Genomic DNA, 17,966 nt, shown 5'->3' on the forward strand with positions numbered 1-17,966 from the left:
GTCCCTTCCGACTCGACTGTCCAGTCCGACACCGAAGGCCCCGATTCAACCGAGAGCGGGTCGGTCGCGGTCACGACGACGACCAAGGGCCTGTCCGCCGAGGCAGAGCGTCGCCGCACCTTCGCCGTCATCTCGCATCCCGACGCCGGAAAGTCGACGCTGACCGAAGCGCTGGCACTGCACGCGAAGAAGATCTCGGAGGCAGGAGCCGTCCACGGCAAGGCAGGCCGCAAGTCGACGGTCTCGGACTGGATGGAGATGGAGAAGGCCCGCGGCATTTCCGTCAGTTCCACCGCACTGCAGTTCAACTACCACTCGTCCGAGACCCCGGACGAGCAGATCAACGTCATCAACCTCGTCGACACCCCCGGTCACTCCGACTTCTCCGAGGACACGTACCGCGTCCTGACCGCCGTCGACGCGGCGGTCATGCTCATCGACGCTGCCAAGGGCCTCGAACCGCAGACGCTCAAGCTGTTTCAGGTGTGTCGTCACCGCGGCATTCCGGTCATCACCGTCATCAACAAGTGGGACCGTCCCGGTCAGACTCCTCTCGAACTACTCGACGAGATCAGCGAACGGATCGGCCTCACGCCCACCCCCCTGTACTGGCCGGTCGGCATCGCCGGCGACTTCCGCGGACTGCTGCGGCGCGGTGAAGACGGTCAGGCTCGCGAATACGTCCGCTTCACCCGCACCGCAGGCGGCGCGAAGATCGCCCCCGAAGAGGTCATGGACGCCGACGCGGCGCTCGCCAAGGAAGGCTCCGAGTGGGAGACCGCGGCCGAGGAGAGTGAACTGCTCTCCGCTACCGGCCAGGACCACGATCAGGAGATGTTCCTCGCCGGTCAGACTTCCCCGGTGATCTTCGCGTCCGCGATGCTCAACTTCGGCGTCCGCCAGATCCTCGACACCCTCGTCGAATTGGCGCCGCCGCCGCGTGGGCGCGAAGACCTCAGCGGCAAGCCGCGCGAGGTCACCGATCCGTTCAGTGCGGTCGTCTTCAAGGTCCAGGCCGGTATGGACACCGCGCACCGCGACCGTCTGGCGTTCATGCGCATCGTCTCCGGCGTGTTCGAGCGCGGCATGGTTGTCACACACGCCCAAACCGGCAAGCCCTTCACGACCAAGTACGCCCAGACGGTATTCGGACGTGAACGTTCCACCGTCGAATCCGCGTTCCCCGGCGACGTCGTCGGCCTCGTCAACGCCACCGCACTCGCACCCGGCCACACGCTGTACACCGAGAAGAAGGTGGAGTTCCCGCCGATCCCGTCGTTCGCGCCGGAACACTTCTCGATCCTGCGCGCCGAAAGCGCCGGCAAGTACAAGCAGTTCCGCCGTGCTGTCGACCAACTCGATTCCGAGGGCGTCGTCCAGATTCTCCGCAACGACATCCGCGGCGACGCCTCCCCCGTCATGGCGGCCGTCGGCCCGATGCAGTTCGAGGTCGTCGCAGCACGCATGAAGGCCGAGTTCAACGTCGAGGCCAAGATGGAACCGCTCGGCTACGCATTGGCTCGCCGTACCGACGCCGCGTCCGAGGTCGAACTGAACCGTCAACGAGGTGTGGAGGTCTTCACCCGTTCCGACGGTGTTCTGCTCGCCCTGGTCAGTGACAAGTGGCGCCTGCAGTACATCCAGAAGGAACTCCCGGATCTGACGCTCGAACCCCTCGTCGCTGCTGCGGACTGATGAGCCTGATCGAGGCGCTGTTCGACGCCGAACTGCACATCGGCAGCGCCACGATTCTCTGGCGAGAGATCATCGGAAACGCGTTCGGAATCGGCTCCGCGATCGCGGGCGCGCGACGCTCGGTATGGGCGTGGCCCGTCGGTATAGCCGGAAATGCCTTGTTGTTCACGGTGTTCATGGGCGCACTTTTCCACACGCCGCAAGAGCTCAATCTCTACGGCCAGGCCGGCCGTCAGTTGTTGTTCATCACCGTCAGCGTCTACGGGTGGACTCAGTGGCGACGCGGGGCACGCGACTCCGGTCGCGCAGTCCTGCCCCATTGGGCGACAACTCGCGAGCGCGTCGCCATGATCGCCGTCATGACCAGCGGCACAATCGCTTTCGCCTGGATCTTCGACCTCCTCGGCTCGTACGGAGCGTGGGCGGAGGCCTGGATCTTCACCGGCTCCATCCTCGCGACATACGGCATGGCGCGCGGCTGGACCGAATTCTGGCTCATCTGGATCGGCGTCGACGCCGTTGGTGTTCCCCTTCTTTTCCGAGCCGGCTATTACCCTTCGGCGATCCTCTATCTGGTCTATGCATTCTTCGTCCTGTGGGGCTTCGCAATGTGGCTGCGCATTCAACGCCGAACTCCACAAGGGGTGTGACCGTAAACCAACTCCTGGTATGTTTGCGTCGATTAAGCAAACCGGCGGTCTGTTTACGGGCATCAGGAGCGAAACAATGGAAGACAAGAATTCTCACGGAATAGCGGGCCCCAACGGTTCCGGCAACGGATCGAGAGCCAATAGTTCCGCAAGTAATGGTTCTGCAAGCAATGGTTCTGGGAGCAACCTTTCCACGGGTAACGGTTCCAGCAGTGCCACCGCCACAGCGGATTTTCTGTCGACCGCACCCAAGCAATCCGATGCATTCACGTTTCCGCTTCCTGCCCGAACCACGGCCGCACACAGCAGCGGAGAGGACCTTTCAGTGCCAGCTTCAACACGCGAATCATCGAGGACGCTCGAAACTCGGAGTCGTACCGTCGTACGTCGCGACGCGATGGGCGTAGCCGCCGTTCGAGTGGCCGGTCGACTCACCCACACCGAACTCATCGCAAATCAGGCCTCACCCTCGAGCGCACATTCCTCCGATCCCACGACGGATCTGGACGAGTTGCTCACGATGCTCGGCAGCTACCTGTTGTCCTCGGGGTTCGAACATCCCGAAATCCACGCCAAGCTGGGCGGACAGTCGATCGTCGTCAACCTCGTATCGCCGGAGATCAGCGCGAGCTGATCTGGGCCCAGCTGCCCCTTAGGGCCACAGCACTGCTCGTGTCCATGCTCGGTCCGAGCCGCGCCGGTACAACCACCGCTGATGTCGACGCCCGGAGTCTGCCTGCCAGAACTCGACAGACTCCGGCTCGAGGCACCACGCACGCCAGTCCTTCGACACGAACCCTGGGTCGTCGCTGATTCTTGCTTCCGCAGCGGCCACCGACGCGTCGTACGCCCCTAAGTCTTCGAGCACCTCGCTCTGCTTACTTGCCGTCGCCACCGCTCGCGCGGTGACGGAGCGTTCGACGAAGTCTCGGCGTCGAAGTGCGTCGTCGCCCTCGCGAACCGTTCCGCGAATCCGGACCTGTTGGCCTGTTTCGCGCCAGTAGAAGGCGAGCGATGCTCGCGGATTTTCTTTCAACTCAACACCTTTCGGCGAAGCAGCTGAACCAGAGAACCAGAACCCTCCCTCGGTCACGTCCTTGAGGATGAGGAAGCGAGAATCAGGCATACCGTCGCCGCCCACGGTCGAGAGCGCACACACGTGTGGCTCGACGACGCCGAAGGCCACGGCCGCACGGAGCCAGTCGAGGAACAACTCCCCCGGCTTTTCCGGAAAACACTCGGGCGCGGGCGGCGGAGTTCCGGTCAGCGCGGGGATACCGCGAATCCACGTCCGTACGTCAGGCAGCGAAAAATCTGCATCAACCATGAGCCGACTCTAATCGCGGGCGACCTCAGGAGACGTTGCGAACTACCGAGTCGCCGAACGACGGTTGCTGCAGCAGCGCCCACTTGTTGGACGTCAATCGGAAACTCGGCATGTCGGCGAGCGCCACCACCGATTCCCAGGTCCGCTCGTAGCTCGTGTGGGAGATTCGCCATTCACCGTCGCTGCAGCGGGTGTATCTGTCGTGATAGAAGGCCGATCCGCGAAGCAGCATGCCATCTTCGGGGATGACCACTGTGTCCGCGAGGCACCAGATCCCGGTTGCGGTGTCTCCGTCGACGTCGATCTCGGGTTGCCCGCACTGATGTTCGGTGATGATGTGTGATCCGAGAGTGTTCTCGAGGAAGGAAACGAACGAATCTCGGGAATCGAAACTGAGTTGTTCTCCGTAGATCGCGGTGGCGTCGACGGTCAGAGTGTCGGCGAATTCGACCCACGATTTGGTGTCCAAGGCGCGTGCGTATCGGTACTTGAGTCTTTGGATGAGAACAATCGCTTCGAGATCCATGATCCCCGCCTCCCGGTGCAGCAACCACCCGTCCTATGTGTGCACATTAGCCTGTATCACGCCGAAACGGGCATTACTCTCAAAGCTAGTAGAAATGTCATCCGATAACACGCTTTTCCAGGCCGTCGAGCATGATCGTGATCTTCTCGTCCAACCAACCTCGCCCGTGCCACGTCGATTCGTCGCCGATACCCTCGATCAACGACTCCGATGCATTCCAACTTTCCTGATACGCCTGTCGCGCGGAACGTGAATCGGCGGAGCTGACGGTCTTGTCCATCGCCGCCATCATTGCGAACTGCGTCATCGTCACCTCGGAGATGAAGTCCACCGCCAATATCGCATCGTGGGGTGTGAAGCCTTGCGCAGTCAACGAACCGACCAGTTTCTCCACGATGTCGATTATCGCCGGCGGCGTGCCCGGAACTGCGAGACCGACCTGGGCCAGACCTGGATAGCGCTCGAACGAGGACCACAGAACGTCGCAGAAATCCCTCAGGAATTCGCGCCACGGACGATTCGTATCGGGCCATACAGTCTGACGCACAACATGATCCGAGCAGGCACGCAGCAGCGCTTCGCGGTCTGCGAAGTAGCGATAAAGTGCAGAATGACTGACGCCCAGCCGCTTTGCCACGCTCGGCATCGTCAGTTCACTCAGATCACCGGCCAGGGCGGCCTCGACGATGTCCGTTGTCGACAACGTCGGCGGCCGCCCCGTCTTCTTTCCGGTCTGCATTCTGCTCAGCTTGCCACCAACCGCCATCCCGACGCACGGTGGCGCTGGTTCCAGAACGCGGCGTAGTTCCCACCGGCTGCGAGCAGAACTTCGTGGGTTCCCACTTCGACGATCGATCCGTCGTCACCGAGCACGATGATCTGATCTGCGGCCACGACGGTCGACAGTTTGTGAGCGATCACGAGCAGTGTGCTTTCCCTGGCGAGTTCTTGCATCGCACGCTGCACGTGTGCCTCGTTCTCGGGATCGAGCGCGGCCGTCGCCTCGTCGAGCAGAACGACAGGTGCGCGTTTGAGGAGTGCGCGCGCAATGGAGACCCGCTGCCGCTCTCCACCGGACAGTGCCGTCCCGCCCTCACCGACACGGGTGTCCCAACCCCGCGGAAGCCGCTCGACGATTTCCGCGACGCCCGCGATCCGAGCCACGTCGAAGACTTCCTCGTCCGTGGCTTCGGGGCGGCCGAGGCGGATGTTCGCGATCAACGTGTCGTCGAAGAGGTACACGTCCTGGAAGACCAGAGACAGCTGCGACATCAGGTCGGCACTCGTGAGGTCCCGCACGTCGACGCCGCCGACACGCACCACACCGGAGTCGACGTCGTAGAAGCGCGAGATCAACCGGGTGACGGTGGTTTTGCCGGACCCTGACGGACCGACCAACGCCGTCAACGACTTCCGTGGCACGTCGAAGGAGATGTTTCGCAGAACCTGCCCACCGTCCGCGTATCCGAAGTCGACGGCGTCGAACTGCACTGCCGTCTCCCCCGTCGCCGTCCCGCTGGTATCGGGTTCAACCATTGGTTCAACTTCGAGGATCTCGGACATTCGCCGGATTTCATTGCGTGCCATTCTGATTGCACCGCCGAACTCGCCGATCTCACCCAGCGGCTGGATGAACCGTGCGGTCAGCCCGAGTAGCGCGATCAACGTGACCGGATCGATGTCGCCGCCGAGCGCGAGGAACGCGCCCAAGATGATCACGGCAGAGAACACGAATTGCAGGGCGATCCCGTTGACCACGGACCCGATCACCACGAACCACAGTTGTGAACGACCCGCAGTGTGTTGCGCTTCGATCGCGTCGTCGAGCGGTTCGTACACCCCGTGGGTGCGTCCGAAAGCACGCAGGACCGGTTGGCAACGCGCGTATTCGAGCACTCGATTGTTCGATTCGACGGCTGCGGCATGTGCCCGATCGTCGGCCTTGGCAGTCATCGTCGAGGCAAATCTGGCTGCCGCGAACAGAATCGGAACGCTGACCACCAGCGCCAACCCGAGCCGCCAGTCGAAGAACAACATGCACACGACAATGGTTGCCGGGCTGGCAATTCCGGAGATGATCGGTGTCATCAGGTGCGCAGCCGCCCCCATCACCGAGATGGTGCCCTTGCTGGCAACCTGCGATACCTGCCCGAGTCGCCCGGCGCCGAACCAGCCGAGCGGCAGAGTGACGAGATGATCTCCCAGACGCAGATGCATCGTCCGCAGCAGAGTGAGGGCCGACTCGAAACCCTTCATCGCCTGCAGGTAGTGCGCAATCGAACTGATCACAGCGCATACGGCCATGGCGGCGAGCCACCGAACGAAACTGCCCCAGTTCTGATCGAACAGTGCCTGCACCGCAGGGACCAGAAGCGCCACTGCCAAACCCTGCATCACGCCGTACAACACTGCCCACACCAGGAACTCGCGATAACGGCCCTGATTCTGCGGGCCGAGTATCCGGAAGAGGTCGCGAATCATGAGTTGGCCTTTCCTGCTGCGTCAGACTTACCTGCGATGTTGCGTTCAATCGAGTCGGCCCGACTGTGCTCAATCGAGTCGGCCCGACTGTGACTCGCCCACATCCGGGCATAGGTTGAACCACTCGCCACGAGCTGATCGTGCGTGCCCTTCTCCACGATCCGTCCGGCGTCGAGGACCACGATCTGATCGGCACTCACAATCGAAGCCAACCGGTGCGCGATCACCAGCACCGTGCGGCCCACCGTCAAACGCGACAGCGCTTCTTGGATATCGGCTTCGGACTCCGGGTCGGCGAACGCGGTTGCCTCGTCGAGCACGAGAACAGGAGTGTCCGCGAGAATCGCACGCGCGATGGAGACTCTTTGGGCTTCACCACCCGAGAATCTGGCGTCGACCCCGACCACCGAGTCGTACCCCCTCGGGAGCGCTTCGATTCGGGTGTCGATCTGCGCGGCTGCGGCAGCGGCCTTCACCTCGGCCGAAGTCGCCTGCGGTCGGGCAAGCCGAATGTTGTCGAGCACAGTCGCTTCGACCAGCTGCACGTCCTGCAGAACGAATCCGACGTGGCGGTACAGCTCGTCGGTAGCGACTTCCCTGACGTCGACACCACCGATGGCCACGGATCCGGCACGCACATCGTGGAACCTCGGAACCAACGTCGCCAGCGTCGACTTACCCGAACCCGACGGTCCGACCAGCGCCGTCACCGTGCCCTCCGGCAGCGTCAGATCAATGTCGGTCAGAACGTCGGCGCCGTCGTCGTATGCAAAGGAAACTCCGGAGAATCGAACTTCGTTCCCCACAGGCTTTTTCGGATGATCGGTTTCCGGCAGAGCGTCGGTTGCGAACAGCGCGATCAGTCGCGCCGCAGCGGCGGCTGCCTCACGGCGAGCCTGCATACCGAAACCGATGGTCGTCACCGACACCGGAATCACCATCGCGACAAGAGAACTGGTCAGCACATCGACGGGTGACACCCATCCGGAGTGAACGAACCACGAGCCGAGGCCAAGGTTGACCACCAGCACAACCGGTGCGCTCAACGCAATCGAGGCCAGCGCCTCGGTCCGGAGCATCGGGCGAACCCAGCCCTCGTACGAGACGGCAAACGCCTTGGCAGCGTCGCGGTATCGAGAATGTGACTGCTTGTCCTGACCGAAGGTCTTGACCACTGCGATGCCGGTGACGAACTCGACGATGGTGTTGCTGATGGCCGCGATGCCCTCATTCATCCGGCTCATCTTGACGGCCATGTCCTTGGTCATCATCGCGTAGGCGATCATGTAGATCGGGAGGGTGGCAATCGCGACCAGTCCCAGACGCCAGTCGATCGAGATCACGTAGCCGAGCCCGACGAGCGGCACCGCGATGGCGCCGGTGGTCTCGACGGCGCTGTGCGCAACCAGGTAGTGGAGATCGGAGATGTCGTTCTGCGCGGCTTTGCGTACGGTTCCGGACGAGTGGGAGGTGAACCAGCCCAGTGGAAGTCGACCGAGTGTCGCTGCGATTCGACGCCGAAGCACAGCTTGAAGATTGACATCGGCGAAGTGCGTCACGATCAATGCACCGCCTCCGAAGAACGCACGCATACCCAGACCGAAGACGACCACCCACACGATCGTCCAGACGCGAGACGAGTCGATGTCGCCGCCCACGATCAGCGTCTTACCCAACTCGGCGATGGCCACGTACGGCACGATGGCCGCGACCGCGGCGATCACCTGCATCACCATCGCGATGGTGGTCCGTGTACGAACTGGCGCAAGGAGTTCGCGAAGCGCGCTCTTGTGCGCCGCCGCTTCAGCTTTGGCTTGCGAGGCTTCGGCCGTCGCTCCTTGTGATGCGTCGGCCTCTTCAGATGAAATGTCTGCTTTCGTGGCCTGTGTCGTCGTCATTTCGAGAACGCCTTCCATCGGGTTACTGCGTCGGCGTCGGATGCGATGCGGCCTTGGAGTTCCGCGCCGGTGAGAGTGCGATCGGCAAGAGCCTCGAGGTCTTCGAGGATCCAGTAGACCGCGAAAGGATAACTGCCGAACCAAAGTTCACCGCTCACGTCCACTGTGCGTCCGGCCTTCACTGCGGAGATCTCGTTGAACAGTGGATTTGCGTGAACTAGAGCGCCGTCGTAGATGTTGCCCGAGGTCACGACCATCGCGTCCGCCGCGTGCTGTCCGACCTCCTCGCCTGACACCGAAGACGTGGCAACACCTGTGTTGGGGCCGATCTTCGCGTCGAGTTCGGCTTGCGGGCGCCCGAAACCGGCTTCCTCGATGATCGAGGACATCGGCGACTGTGGGATGACGGTGTAAATGCCGCCGGAGAATCCCACCAGCACTGACAGCGTCTGCGGTTGCGCCTCGACCGTTCCGGATACTTCGGCAAATTTGGTCTCGAGCCTCGACACGATTTCGCGAGCTTCGGACTCTCGACCCAGTGCCGTCGCCGCGGTATTCAGAAATTCGCGCCACGGCGCCGCATAGGCGAGCACCGTCGTCGGGGCAATCTCGTTGGCCTGCAAGGTGATCGACGTCAACGAGCCGACATCACTGAGCAGGATTCGGTCAGGATGAACGGCCGCGATCTGCTCCACATCTGGCGATTGGAAGAACGTCGGTTTGTCGACGACCTCGATCCCCTCACTCTGCAATATCTCCTTCGCCGCCTGCGACTGCAGCGTGGCGAAGACCGTATCGGGCTTGACCCCGAGCGTGAGTGCGTTGAGCGCTGCGAACTCGTCCAGTGCGAGCAGTTTCTGAGGTGCAGGTACGGCCGACGACTCGCCTGTTTCCGATGCGTCTGCGTCATCGCCGCCCACGGAGCAACCGACAAGCGCCGTTGCTGTCGCTGCGAGTGCCGTTGCTCGCAGGCCCCACTGCTGCCGCATCCTTCTCTCCCCGCTTTAGTTACACGCTGTCTCGATTAGGGGAGCCTACAATAAGTCACGCCTTTTGTGCAGTCCTCGTCGCTGGAAGTGCAATCGCCGGCAGACAGGCGACAACACTGATGACGGCACCCATCACGAACGCCAGCGCGAACGAGTCGCCGGAAATGCCGATCGCCAGGACCGCTGTGGTCACCGGGGCGCCCACCGCCGAACCGACGGTTCTGATCACACTGTTGACTCCACTGGCTGCTGCCATTTCCGATGGCGGGACGATCGAGGCAACCAACAGAGCACAGACCGCGAACCCCACGCCGTTCCCCAATCCGACGAGGGAAAAGAACGCCACGATCGCAACCACCGAACTCGGCCAGATCGCGAGTCCGACTGCGCCCGCCGCCATGAGGGCCAGCGCTATGACAGCGGGCACCCGCGGCCCGAATCGCCGCGCGAGAGCCGGCGTCAAGCGGCCACCGAGAAAGACGAGGACAGCGGCGGGCAAGAGCGCCAAGCCGGTCTGCACAACGGTGAATCCGCTTCCATACGTGGACGTTTCCGGCGCCTGGAGGATCCGCGGCAGACAGAGATAGAAAATGTACGGCACGAACCCGAACACCAGGGTGAGTGCGCTGGTGATCATCATCGGCTTGTCCCGAAAAACTCGCATGTCGACGATCGGCGCGTCGTGGCGGGAATCGACGGCAATCAGTGTCGCGAACGAAACGAACGCGACTACCACCAGACCCCAGAATCCGAGCGACAAAACTCCCCAGTCGGAGGCTTTCGTGATCGCCAAGAGCAGGCTCACCAATCCGAACGCCAGAGCGCCGGCACCGGCCCAGTCCGTCGGCATACCCGGGCGGCGATGCGAGCCCGGAACCACGGCCACCACTGCGACCAATGCGAGCACGATCAAGATCCCGGTGATCACGAACAACCACTGCCAACTGAGATACTCGAGGATGACACCGCCGATCACCAGTGCACTTCCGGCACCGATTCCCAAAGTCCCAGCGAGCCAACCTATTCCTGAAGACAACTCGGGACCTACTACCGTTCTCCGCAGTACTGCCATCGCAAGCGGGAAGCTCGCCATGCTCACTCCCTGGACAGCTCGAACGACAAGCAGCACCCCGATATTCGGGGCGGCTGCCGCGGCAAATGTCGCGAGAGCGAAGATGATCAGGACGATCACCAGGACTCGCTTGTCGCCGAATCGGTCACCCATCGCGCCGACTATCGGAGCCATCACCGCGGCCGCCAACAGGTACGCCGTCAGGATCCAGCCGGTCACCGCCACGGACGTGTCGAAATGCTCACCCAACACCGGCAACGCCGGTACCAGCATGGTCTGCATGAGCGAGTAGACGAGTACCGCCCCCACAAGCGCGGCGATCACCCGGCTCCCGGATCGCGTGGGCGCCTCCGCCAAGGTTGTCATCGACACCTTCCTCCAATCATGAATCGAATCGGAACGGAACACTCCGCTCCGATTGAGTAAACCATGCATTGCTAGCCTGTGGGAATGGCGAAAGAGAATGCGAGCCTCCCCGGACGCGCCCGAGAAGCCGCAGACAACGACGTCACCGTACTGCGAGCAGCGCGCGAGATTTTTGCCGAACAGGGTTGGAATGCACCGGTATCGGCAATTGCCACCCGGGCCGGAGTGGGAGTAGGCAGCATCTATCGCCGATACCGAGGCAAGGAGGAACTGGCGCAATCCCTGCGCGTCTGGGCGATCGACCACCTCGCCACCCTCGCCCGAGAGTGCATGAGCACCGCGAAAACCGATGAAGCCGTATTGAAGACGTTCTTCTCGCGATATCTCACCGAATCGATGGGACCGCTCATTCCGGTCCTCGGCGGCAAGTTACCTGAACACGCCGAAGTCACTCGTGCCGCCGAAGAATTGGAGGCCGCACTGCAATCGATGGTCGACGTCTGCATCGACGCTCGCGAAGTCCCGCCCGACTTCACTGCTGCAGACGTCATGCTCATGACAGTGCATCTGCGGCCGACTCTGCCGATCGAGGGTGATCGAGCCACCGAAATACACACGCGCTATCTCGACTTCATGCTCGACGGACTTCGTGGCGGAACACCCCGACCAACGATCACTCCCCCGTCCTGGAGCGAATGGCTTCAGATGTGGCAGGGCAACTGACCCCGAGAACAACCGAATGACATGTCAGGTTAGGCTTACCTAGCTTAGTTAGCCATGTTCGGAAGGTTCTCATGAAAATCAATCGCCGGCTCGCCGGCTTCGCCGCACTGCCCGTCGTCGCCACACTCCTACTCGCCGGTTGCGGAAGTAGTGACGCAGCGCCCTCTACCGAGACCAGGTCTGCCGACCAGTCCTGGAGTTACACAACGGGATACGGAAACACGATCACCCTCGACCACGCCCCGGAGCGGATCGTCGTCGACGCGTACTCCGCTGCGGCTCTGTGGGACTACGGCATTCGGCCGGTCGGCATCTTCGGTTACGGCGTCGGCAATCCAGACGTCACCGATCGCGCTGACGAGTCGACGATGACCGTCGTCGGCCGTGAAGGTGAACTCAGCGCGGAAGCTCTTGCGGCGCTGGACCCAGACCTGGTCATCGGGTACGGCAACAGCGACGACCCGACACGATGGACTTGATGGGACGAGCCGATGGGCAAGACCGTCAACAATGTTGCACCGTTTGTCGGCGTCAAGTTCTCCGGAGCCTCGACACCGGACGTGTTGAACGAGTACGCCTCACTCGCCGAAGCACTCGGCGGGAACACCGACACAGCCGCAGCACGCGAGGGCAAGGAAGCATTCGAATCCGGCGCAGAGCGCATCCGAACTGCTGCGGCCAAGGTCGACGACATCGAAGTCCTCGCCCTGAACGGTGACAGCTCCGAGTTGTACGCAGGCACAACGGCGCTCGCTCAGTTCGGTTACCTGAAGGAACTGGGCGTGAAGTTCACCGGTCCGGGAGGTGACAAGGGCTGGGCCGATCTCAGCTGGGAACAGGTACCGGACTATCCGGCGGACATCGTGTTCCAGTTCGCGAAGTCGGCAGAGGCATTCGCGGCATCACCCGTGTTCGTCAAGCTGCCCGCGGTGACCGCGAACCAGGTGATCGACTTCGACGACAAGCGTCCCAACACCTACGCCAATTACGGCGCCTGGTTCGAGCAGGTTGCACAACTACTCGACCAGGCCCGCAACGTCGCCTGAATTACTGCCCAGTAGTGATTCGTCCGGCCGCTTCCTCGAGAACGTCGAGGAAGATGGCCGCGGTGAGCGCAAATCCTTGGTTGTATCGCGCGTCGCTGGTCAACACGTTGCCCGCTTGAACTGCAGGCAACCGCTGCCACGTCGGCTGCGACTTGATCGCGTCGAGCGCTTCCTGATCGCGTGCTTGGGCGATGATCACATCCGCCGGAGCCAAGGTGTCGAGTTGCTCGAACGACAACTCGAACGAGTTCTCTGCATTGTCGTCGTCACGGAAAAGCACGTCCAGGCCGGCATCGAGTGCAACACTGATTCGCAGATTCCGCTGATGCACAAGGAAGCCCGTCGGCGTCTGAACGCCGAACACGATCTTCTTTCCGTCCAGCTTCTCCTGCAACATCGGTCGCAGTCTCGCGAGCTTGTCGTCGTACTCCGCAATGGAAGCCTCGGCGATCGTCACCCGGTCGAGCTGGCTCGCCTGCGCCATCAGAGCACCTCGCCAGTCGACCGGGTGCCCGGCAATCGGTTCGACGTCGTCGCCGACGACCAACAGCGGCGCGATGGAAGACAAGCGCTCGGTGCCGTACCAGTCACTGGTGTATCCGATCGCAGTGATGACGATCAGATCGGGCTCGAGAGCGAGCAGAGCCTCGAAGTTGGTGGAGAAGTCGCCGGCGACGTTGACGAAGCTCGCGTCCTCGATGGTGCGGCCGGGAAACTGGAATCCTGCCTTGGCGTCGGGGAACCAGAAGTTGCCCGACCCGACGATCGGGTAGTCCATCATCATCGCGAATTCGAGGTCGACGCGGCCGTCGAGCACCACCACACGCTTCGGGTCGCGCGGAACGTCGCCGCTGAACTCGGCCCACGTGTACGGGAGAGTGTCACTGGCAGAGTCGGATTCGCCATCGGAGCTTCCGCAGGCGCTCAGCGCCAATGCTGCAGCCACACCAGCTGCGCCACCGAAGAATCGGCGTCGCGAAATGCGGTCGACGATCTGAGCCCACTCCGTGTCGGTAACCTGCGCATCCAGGACGAGTGTCATACCTTTGCTCCTTCGATGTTTCGCTGACGCTCGCGTCCCAGCGGAATGACCAGCGGTGTGTGGGAAACCGGATCGTCGATGATGCGGCACGCCATGCCGAACACCTCCTGCACCAGTTCTTCGGTGATGATCTCCGCGGGCGGGCCCTCGGCGACCACCGCGCCGTCCTTCATCGCGATGATGTGAGTTCCGTAGCGGCACGCGTGATTGAGATCGTGAAGCACCGCCACCAGCGTGTGTCCGTCGTTCTCGTTCAGATCGCGGCAGAGTTCCAGCAGCTCGATCTGGTGCGCGATGTCGAGGAACGTCGTCGGCTCGTCCAGTAGCACCAACGGAGTCTGCTGCGCGAGAACCATAGCTACCCAGACACGTTGGCGCTGACCACCGGACAGTTCGTCGACCGGCCTGGCCGACAGATCCGTGACCTTGGTTGCTTCCATCGCCTTGATGACGGCGGCCTCGTCCTCTCGGGACCACTGGCGGATCAGCTTCTGGTGCGGATAACGCCCTCGCGCAACCAGATCGGCAACTTTGATTCCGTCCGGCGCGATCGACGTCTGCGGCAGAAGCCCGAGTCGCCTCGCAACTTCCTTTGCCGGGTACGACGTGATCGCCTTACCGTCGAGAAGGACCTTGCCGGTGGTCGGCTTGAGCAACCGGGACAGCGCACGCAGAAGCGTCGACTTGCCGCAGGCATTGGGACCGACGATGACGGTGAAGCCACCGTCGGGGATTTCGACGTCGAGGTGTTCCGAGATGACGCGCTTGTCGTAACCGATCGTGACGTCCTCGGCGCGAAGCCGATTCGTCCTTTCGACCACGACGGCGGCCGTACTTGTCTCGTTCACGCTGTTCCTCGTTCCTTCACCGATCACTGCTTACGTGCCTCTCGCGCGAGAAGCCATACGAAATAGATGCCACCGATGGAGACGGTGACGACGCCGACCGGCAACTGTGTCGGCGCGAAAGCTCGCTGCGCCACCCAGTCGCTGACCATCAGCAACGCGCCACCCATTGCTGCCGACGGCAGCAGGGTCACTCCGGCACTACCGGTCAATCGCCTCACCAACTGCGGAGCCGCAAGAGAGACGAACCCGATGGGACCGGCCGCTGCTGTCACCATGGCCGTCAGGGCGACGCCGAGAACAACCAGGGAAAGCCGCGTGGGTTCGGCCCGGACGCCGAGCGCCTTGGCGGCGTCGTCGCCCATCTCGAGCATCTGCATCCGCCTGCCCAACACCAGGATCAGCGGAACGAGGATGGCCAGCACGACGACCACCGGCCACACTTGAGTCCAGCCGAGGCCGTTCAACGAACCGGCACCCCACACTGCGGCAGCCATGGCGTCGTCAAGTTTCGCCTTGAGGATCATCCAGGTGTTGACCGAGCCCAACATCGCGCTGATGGCGATACCGACGATGATCAACCGGAATCCCTGCACACCTCGCTTGTACGCAAGGAGATAAACAACTGCTGCGGTGGCGATTCCGCCCGCCAGAGCACCGACTGCGATCTCGTAGTAAGTACCACCGATGAGGAGGATGACCACCAGAGCGCCCGTGTACGCACCGGAGTTGAAGCCGATGATGTCCGGGCTACCCAACGGGTTCCTGGTCAGCGATTGGAAGATCGCACCGCTCATACCGAGCGCCGCACCGAGCATCAGCGCCAACAGAACTCGGGGCAGACGCCATTCCACGACGACCATGTGGATACGCGCGGGGGCTTCGCCGAACAGTGCACCGAGGACGTCCCCGATCGGCACTTGGTAGTCACCACTACCGAGCGCGATGACACCGATGGCCAATGCAAGCGCAACGAGGACGAGGCAGACTGTGACCGTGCGGACGTCGATCCGCGCGGACCAGCCTTCTTTGGGTGAGCGCACCACCGTGGTGGCGCGCCCGAAATCGATGCTCACAGACCGCTCACCTTGCTTCGACGCACCAGCATGATCAGCACCGGAGCGCCGATGAAGGCCGTGACGATGCCGACCTGAAGTTCACCCGGGCGCAGCACGATTCGGCCGACGACGTCGGAGAAGAGAAGAAGAATCGGCGAGCACACCAACGTGTACGGGAGAATCCACCGCTGATCCGGTCCGACGAACCATCTCGCGACGTGCGGAACCATCAAACCGACGAATCCGATCGGCCCGGCCGCAGCTGTCGCCGCGCCGCACAGCAATGTCACCGCGATGACACCGAGGATGCGAGTACGAGTGATGTTGGCCCCGAGCGAACGTGCCAGATCGTCACCCAGGGCCACCGCGTTGAGTTGGCGCGCCAACGCGAGCGCCAGGAAGAGCCCGATGAGAATGAATGGGGCAACGGCCAGAACGATTTCCAACGAACGCCCGCTGAGTGAGCCGGCATTCCACTGGCGCATCTGGTCGAAGGCGGTCGGGTTGAGCAAGGTGATCCCGGACGAGATGCCGCCGAGCACGGAGCCGATGGCAACACCGGCAAGCGTCAGCCGAATGGGCGTCGCACCACCTCGACCGATCGAGCCCAGCGTGTAGACGATCGCCGTGGCTATCACCGCTCCGAGGAAAGCGAACCATATGTACGACCAGATGCTGGTCAAGCCGAAGACCGCGACGGCAACGACCATCGCGAAGCCCGCGCCGGCATTGACACCGAGAATTCCTGGATCAGCCAAGGGATTTCGTGTCATCGCCTGGATGAGGCCACCGGCCACACCCAGTGCCATACCGACTATCAGACCGAGCAGAGTACGCGGTAGTCGCAGGTCACGGATGATCACGTGATCGTTCGAGTCGTCGTAGTTCACCAGCGCGTCGATCACGGTCCCGAACGGAATGGTCTTCGATCCCACCGCGATACTCAGAAGGAGCACGGCGGCGAGCACCACCAGGCACACCAGAAGACCCGCCATACGACGAGAGTTGGTCGATACCAGGCCGTCCGGTTGCTTCTGCTTCTCTTGCAGCGACTCGTCGATCAGTTCTTCGGTGTGTTTGTCGACTGCACTCTTGTCCGCCGCACCGCTGTCGACAGCACTCTTGTCGAATCCAACGGTCACAAGCCGGCGCTCTCTAGAGTCTTCTCGACCTCGTCGCGGATCTCTTCCTCGTCGCGGTCCGATTCCCAAGCCGCATCGAGTGCCGCGCGGACACTTTCGTCGAGGGCCTCGTACTTCGCGTTCCACACCTCGGCTTTGTACGTCCAGTAGCCGATGACCTTGTACTGCTCACCCGGCAACTTCAGTTCGTGGCGAAGGTACTTGCGGATGTCACGGAGCATCGTGCTCTCGCCTGCAACCCACACGTATCCGAGTTCAGTGGGCAGGTTCATCGCGCGAACCGCGTCCGGCAACTTCGACGGTGCAACACCGTTGCCACTCCCGACCAGCCAGATGAACTCGACGTCGGCGTCCGAGGTGATCTGCTGCTTGTGAGACTCGTCCACCACCTCGACGATCGCCTTGGCCGACATCCCGGCGGGCAACTGTTCGATCAAGCGCCCGAGTGCGGGGAGTCCAGTCGCGTCGGCGACGAACACCTGCCAGCGTGCGTCGGCCGGGGGCTCGTAGAGGCCACGAGACTCGCCGATCGCCAACTTGTCACCGATCTCGGCCTTCTGTGCCCAGTCGCTGGCGATACCACCCTCGTGAACGACGAAGTCGATCGTCATGCGGCTGGTTTCGGAATCGAACCGTCGCACGGTGTACGGCTGGCACGGGGACGGTTCCTCTCCCTCCGGGTATCGCCAACCGCGCGGTGCATCCGGATCTTCCGCCGGAAGAACGAACTTGCCTGTAGCCGGGACCGGGAAGTGGAGGCGCAGGTATTCGTCACCGGTACCGGTGGTTTCGAAGGCGGTCAGCTCCTCCCCACCGAACACGATACGAACCATTCCCGGGGTCACGTACTCCTTGTGAAGTACCTCGCCGAACACAAGACTCACAACAATCTCCAACATCGATGGAACATGAACCGGACCCGAACACGAGGATCCATCCGACTTCCGGACATAGTTAACCCGTGCTAAGTAAGGTAGACCTTAATTTATTGCAGTGTCGTCGATGAGTCGATGCCTTCTCCGCTGCAACGGGGCCAACTACTATCGCAATTCGGCCAACGCAATACGTATGGCCTGTTCACGACAAGTATTGGCACCGGTGTGACT

General features: G+C 62.3%; 18 protein-coding genes. 6 read left to right on the top strand and 12 right to left on the bottom strand.

Features of this window, described 5'->3' with window-relative positions:
* The first annotated feature begins 90 nt into the window (after positions 1-90).
* The 3 genes from BH682_RS21020 (at position 91) to BH682_RS37215 (ending at position 2,979) form a co-directional block, all read left to right on the top strand.
* Positions 91-1,695 carry a peptide chain release factor 3 gene (locus BH682_RS21020; RefSeq protein ID WP_371747846.1) on the top strand — a complete coding sequence of 535 codons (1,605 nt, stop codon included), beginning with the start codon at positions 91-93 and terminating at the stop codon, positions 1,693-1,695.
* A complete protein-coding gene (gene pnuC, locus BH682_RS21025) occupies positions 1,695-2,345 on the top strand; it encodes a nicotinamide riboside transporter PnuC (RefSeq protein ID WP_050654516.1) in 651 nt (216 codons plus the stop codon). The genes BH682_RS21020 and pnuC overlap by 1 nt, the downstream gene beginning before the upstream one ends.
* 325 nt (positions 2,346-2,670) lie before the next feature.
* Complete coding sequence (locus tag BH682_RS37215) at positions 2,671-2,979, top strand: hypothetical protein (RefSeq protein ID WP_306669658.1); 309 nt, start codon at positions 2,671-2,673, stop codon at positions 2,977-2,979.
* Positions 2,980-2,997: 18 nt separating this feature from the next.
* Here BH682_RS37215 and BH682_RS21035 read toward each other — a convergent pair whose 3' ends face one another.
* The 7 genes from BH682_RS21035 to BH682_RS21065 form a co-directional block, all read right to left on the bottom strand.
* Complete coding sequence (locus BH682_RS21035) at positions 2,998-3,672, bottom strand: pyridoxine/pyridoxamine 5'-phosphate oxidase (protein ID WP_075834007.1); 675 nt, start codon at positions 3,670-3,672, stop codon at positions 2,998-3,000.
* 25 nt (positions 3,673-3,697) lie between these two features.
* Complete coding sequence (locus tag BH682_RS21040) at positions 3,698-4,198, bottom strand: nuclear transport factor 2 family protein (RefSeq protein ID WP_003946235.1); 501 nt, start codon at positions 4,196-4,198, stop codon at positions 3,698-3,700.
* 97 nt (positions 4,199-4,295) lie between these two features.
* Positions 4,296-4,937: a TetR/AcrR family transcriptional regulator gene (locus BH682_RS21045; protein ID WP_218680180.1), complete on the bottom strand. Its 642-nt coding sequence runs from the start codon at positions 4,935-4,937 to the stop codon at positions 4,296-4,298.
* A gap of 5 nt (positions 4,938-4,942) precedes the next feature.
* Positions 4,943-6,679, bottom strand: coding sequence for an ABC transporter ATP-binding protein (locus tag BH682_RS21050; protein WP_065351231.1), 1,737 nt, complete (start codon positions 6,677-6,679; stop codon positions 4,943-4,945).
* Entirely contained in the window at positions 6,676-8,577 is a 1,902-nt protein-coding gene (locus tag BH682_RS21055) for an ABC transporter ATP-binding protein (RefSeq protein ID WP_223304405.1), read from the bottom strand. Before BH682_RS21055 ends, BH682_RS21050 begins: the two co-directional genes overlap by 4 nt.
* Positions 8,574-9,566 (bottom strand): ABC transporter substrate-binding protein, encoded by a 993-nt coding sequence (locus tag BH682_RS21060; protein WP_075834009.1) that lies wholly within the window; start codon positions 9,564-9,566, stop codon positions 8,574-8,576. Before BH682_RS21060 ends, BH682_RS21055 begins: the two co-directional genes overlap by 4 nt.
* A gap of 55 nt (positions 9,567-9,621) precedes the next feature.
* Positions 9,622-11,004, bottom strand: a complete 1,383-nt coding sequence (locus tag BH682_RS21065) for an MFS transporter (protein WP_075834011.1) — start codon at positions 11,002-11,004, stop codon at positions 9,622-9,624.
* Positions 11,005-11,088: 84 nt separating this feature from the next.
* Between BH682_RS21065 and BH682_RS21070 the strand changes: the two genes are divergently transcribed.
* The 3 genes from BH682_RS21070 to BH682_RS36780 all read left to right on the top strand — a co-directional run bounded on the left by BH682_RS21070 (position 11,089) and on the right by BH682_RS36780 (position 12,773).
* Positions 11,089-11,727, top strand: a complete 639-nt coding sequence (locus BH682_RS21070) for a TetR/AcrR family transcriptional regulator (protein WP_075834013.1) — start codon at positions 11,089-11,091, stop codon at positions 11,725-11,727.
* A gap of 71 nt (positions 11,728-11,798) precedes the next feature.
* On the top strand, positions 11,799-12,206 hold the full coding sequence (locus tag BH682_RS36775) for a hypothetical protein (RefSeq protein ID WP_223304404.1): 408 nt from the start codon (positions 11,799-11,801) through the stop codon (positions 12,204-12,206).
* Positions 12,207-12,218: 12 nt separating this feature from the next.
* The gene (locus tag BH682_RS36780; protein ID WP_223304403.1) at positions 12,219-12,773 is read left to right on the top strand and encodes an ABC transporter substrate-binding protein; all 555 of its coding nucleotides are present in this window, start codon (positions 12,219-12,221) and stop codon (positions 12,771-12,773) included.
* 1 nt (position 12,774) lies between these two features.
* Here BH682_RS36780 and BH682_RS21080 read toward each other — a convergent pair whose 3' ends face one another.
* From BH682_RS21080 to BH682_RS21100, 5 genes are read right to left on the bottom strand one after another with little or no spacing between them, the layout of a single operon-like run.
* Positions 12,775-13,815 (bottom strand): ABC transporter substrate-binding protein, encoded by a 1,041-nt coding sequence (locus BH682_RS21080; protein WP_075834015.1) that lies wholly within the window; start codon positions 13,813-13,815, stop codon positions 12,775-12,777.
* A complete protein-coding gene (locus tag BH682_RS21085) occupies positions 13,812-14,663 on the bottom strand; it encodes an ABC transporter ATP-binding protein (protein ID WP_050794099.1) in 852 nt (283 codons plus the stop codon). The genes BH682_RS21080 and BH682_RS21085 overlap by 4 nt, the downstream gene beginning before the upstream one ends.
* 23 nt (positions 14,664-14,686) lie before the next feature.
* The gene (gene fepG, locus BH682_RS21090) at positions 14,687-15,736 is read right to left on the bottom strand and encodes an iron-enterobactin ABC transporter permease (RefSeq protein ID WP_075834016.1); all 1,050 of its coding nucleotides are present in this window, start codon (positions 15,734-15,736) and stop codon (positions 14,687-14,689) included.
* Positions 15,733-16,860, bottom strand: a complete 1,128-nt coding sequence (locus BH682_RS21095) for a Fe(3+)-siderophore ABC transporter permease (RefSeq protein WP_020908594.1) — start codon at positions 16,858-16,860, stop codon at positions 15,733-15,735. Before BH682_RS21095 ends, fepG begins: the two co-directional genes overlap by 4 nt.
* A complete protein-coding gene (locus BH682_RS21100) occupies positions 16,857-17,744 on the bottom strand; it encodes a siderophore-interacting protein (RefSeq protein ID WP_223304402.1) in 888 nt (295 codons plus the stop codon). The genes BH682_RS21095 and BH682_RS21100 overlap by 4 nt, the downstream gene beginning before the upstream one ends.
* Between the last annotated feature and the right edge of the window lie 222 nt (positions 17,745-17,966).

The organism is Rhodococcus sp. YL-1 (assembly GCF_001942025.1).
Lineage (GTDB): Bacteria > Actinomycetota > Actinomycetes > Mycobacteriales > Mycobacteriaceae > Rhodococcus_F > Rhodococcus_F qingshengii.